This window comes from uncultured Anaerovibrio sp., assembly GCA_902786545.1.
In the GTDB taxonomy this organism is placed as follows: Bacteria; Bacillota; Negativicutes; order Selenomonadales; family Selenomonadaceae; genus Anaerovibrio.
On the sequence record CADACU010000081.1, the window covers coordinates 1 to 2,366 of the forward strand.

1 protein-coding gene is annotated in these 2,366 nt (G+C 51.1%); it reads left to right on the top strand.

The window, feature by feature from the left end; genetic code table 11:
• A partial coding sequence (locus tag QZV24_RS10145; protein ID WP_294523480.1) for a valine--tRNA ligase occupies window positions 1-2,199 on the top strand: 2,199 nt, incomplete at its 5' end.
• Between the last annotated feature and the right edge of the window lie 167 nt (window positions 2,200-2,366).

Here is a 2,366-nt window from a genome sequence, read left to right on the forward strand (position 1 = left end):
GTTCGTGAAGTATTCGTAAGTCTGTATGAAAAAGGCCTTATTTATCAGGGGACCCGTATTACCAACTGGTGCCCGGATTGTAATACCGCTATTTCCGATATTGAGGTTGAGCATGAAACCGAGCAGGGGCACCTCTGGCATATCCGTTATCAGGTAGAAGGGGAGCCGGACAAGTTCGTTGAGGTAGCTACCACCCGGCCGGAGACTATGTTTGGTGATACCGGTGTAGCTGTACATCCGGATGATGAGCGTTATAAGGAGCTGGTAGGCAAGAATGTTATTCTGCCAGTGGTTAATCGGGTAATTCCGCTCTTTGCTGATGAATATGTTGATTCTTCCTTCGGTACCGGTGCCGTAAAGGTTACTCCAGCCCATGATCCGAACGACTATGAAATGGGTCTGCGGCACAATCTGGAGCAGGTAAAGGTTCTGTCCAATACCGGTAAGATGATGGAAGGCGCCGGAAAGTACGAGGGGATGGACCGGTATGAGTGCCGTAAGGCTCTGGTAAAGGAGCTGAAGGAAATTGGTGCTCTGGTATCCGTTGAGGACCATGAACATGCCGTAGGTCATTGCTCCCGTTGCCATTCCACCATTGAGCCGTTGATTTCCACCCAGTGGTTTGTCAAGATGGACTCTTTGGCCAAGCCAGCGGCTGATGCCGTACGGGATGGCCGTATCAAGTTTGTCCCGGAGCGGTTTACCAAGATTTATACTCAGTGGCTTGATAACATCCGTGACTGGTGTATTTCCCGCCAGCTGTGGTGGGGACATCGGATTCCGGCCTGGTATTGCGCTGATTGTGGCGAAACTACAGTAGCCCGGGAGGATGTTTGTCAGTGTCCGAAGTGCGGCAGCAAAAATGTTCGGCAGGATGAGGATGTATTGGATACCTGGTTCAGCTCCGGTTTGTGGCCGTTTGAAACCATGGGGTGGCCGGAGGAAACCCCGGAGTTGAAGCAGTTCTATCCAACTTCAGTTTTGGTTACCGGCTATGATATTATTTTCTTCTGGGTTGCCCGTATGGTAATGATGGGGCTGGAATTCGGCAAGGATATTCCGTTTAAGACCGTATATATTCACGGTTTGGTGCGGGACAGCCAGGGCCGCAAGATGTCCAAGTCCTTGGGCAATGGTATTGACCCATTGGAGATGATTGAGGAATACGGGGCTGACTCCCTGCGCTTTATGCTGATTACCGGCAATACCCCGGGCAATGATATGCGGTTCTACAACGAACGGGTAGAGTCTGCCAGAAACTTTGCCAACAAGCTGTGGAATGCCTCCCGTTTCATGCTGATGAATTTGGAGGGCTTTGACAAGAGCTTCGTTCCAGCCAAGGAGGACTATACCACAGCCGATAAGTGGATTTTGTCCCGCTTTGCCAAGACGGCTCAGGGTGTTACCGAGAATTTGGAGAAATATGAGCTGGGTGAGGCCGGCCGACTGATTTATGAGTTTATCTGGAGCGAGCTTTGCGACTGGTACATCGAGTTGGCCAAGGCCCGCCTGTACGATAAGGAAAATGTAAAGCCACGGCAGACTGCCCAGTATGTTTTGGGCTATGTTCTGGAACGCACTTTGCGTCTGCTGCATCCGTTTATGCCATTTATTACCGAGGAAATCTGGCAGCATATTCCACATGAGGGCAAGAGCATTATGGTTTCCCAGTGGCCGGCTGAGGAGAAGTCCATTGCTGAGCTTATTGATGAAGCCAGTGAAAGCAGCATGACCACCATCATGGAAGCTATCAAGACCATCCGGGCTCTGCGACTGGAGGTTAATGCCGCACCTAGCAAGAAGAGTGAGGTTGTGCTGAATTTTACTGATGAGTCCCTGCGGCCGGTATTTGCCGCCAATGAGGGATATCTGACCGCTTTGGCTTCAGCTGAGCCGGTAACCCATATGCCAGCCGGAGCTGATAAGCCGGAGAATGCTATGGCCGGGGTGGTAAATGGTGTGGAAATTTTCCTGCCATTAAAGGACCTGATTGATGTGGAGAAGGAAACGGCCCGCCTCAAGGGTGAAATGGCGAAGCTGGAGAAGGAAATTTCCCGTCTGGACAAGAAGCTGTCCAACGAGGGCTTTTTGGCCAAGGCTCCGGCTGATGTGGTAGCCGGAGAGAAGGAAAAGCTGGCCGGTTATCAGGAGAAGATGGATGCCGTAAAGGCCCGTCTGGCTGATTTGGCCAAATTGTAATAGAGTTGTGTGTGGAGGGGCGGCGTGAGCGGTCCCTCTGCTTTGTGGGGGATATTATGAATTATTCAGAGTCAATGGAATATCTTGAGGAGCTCAATGTCTTTGGTATGAGTTTGGGACTGGACCGGATTAAGAAGCTGCTGGACCTGATGGGCAATCCCCAAAAA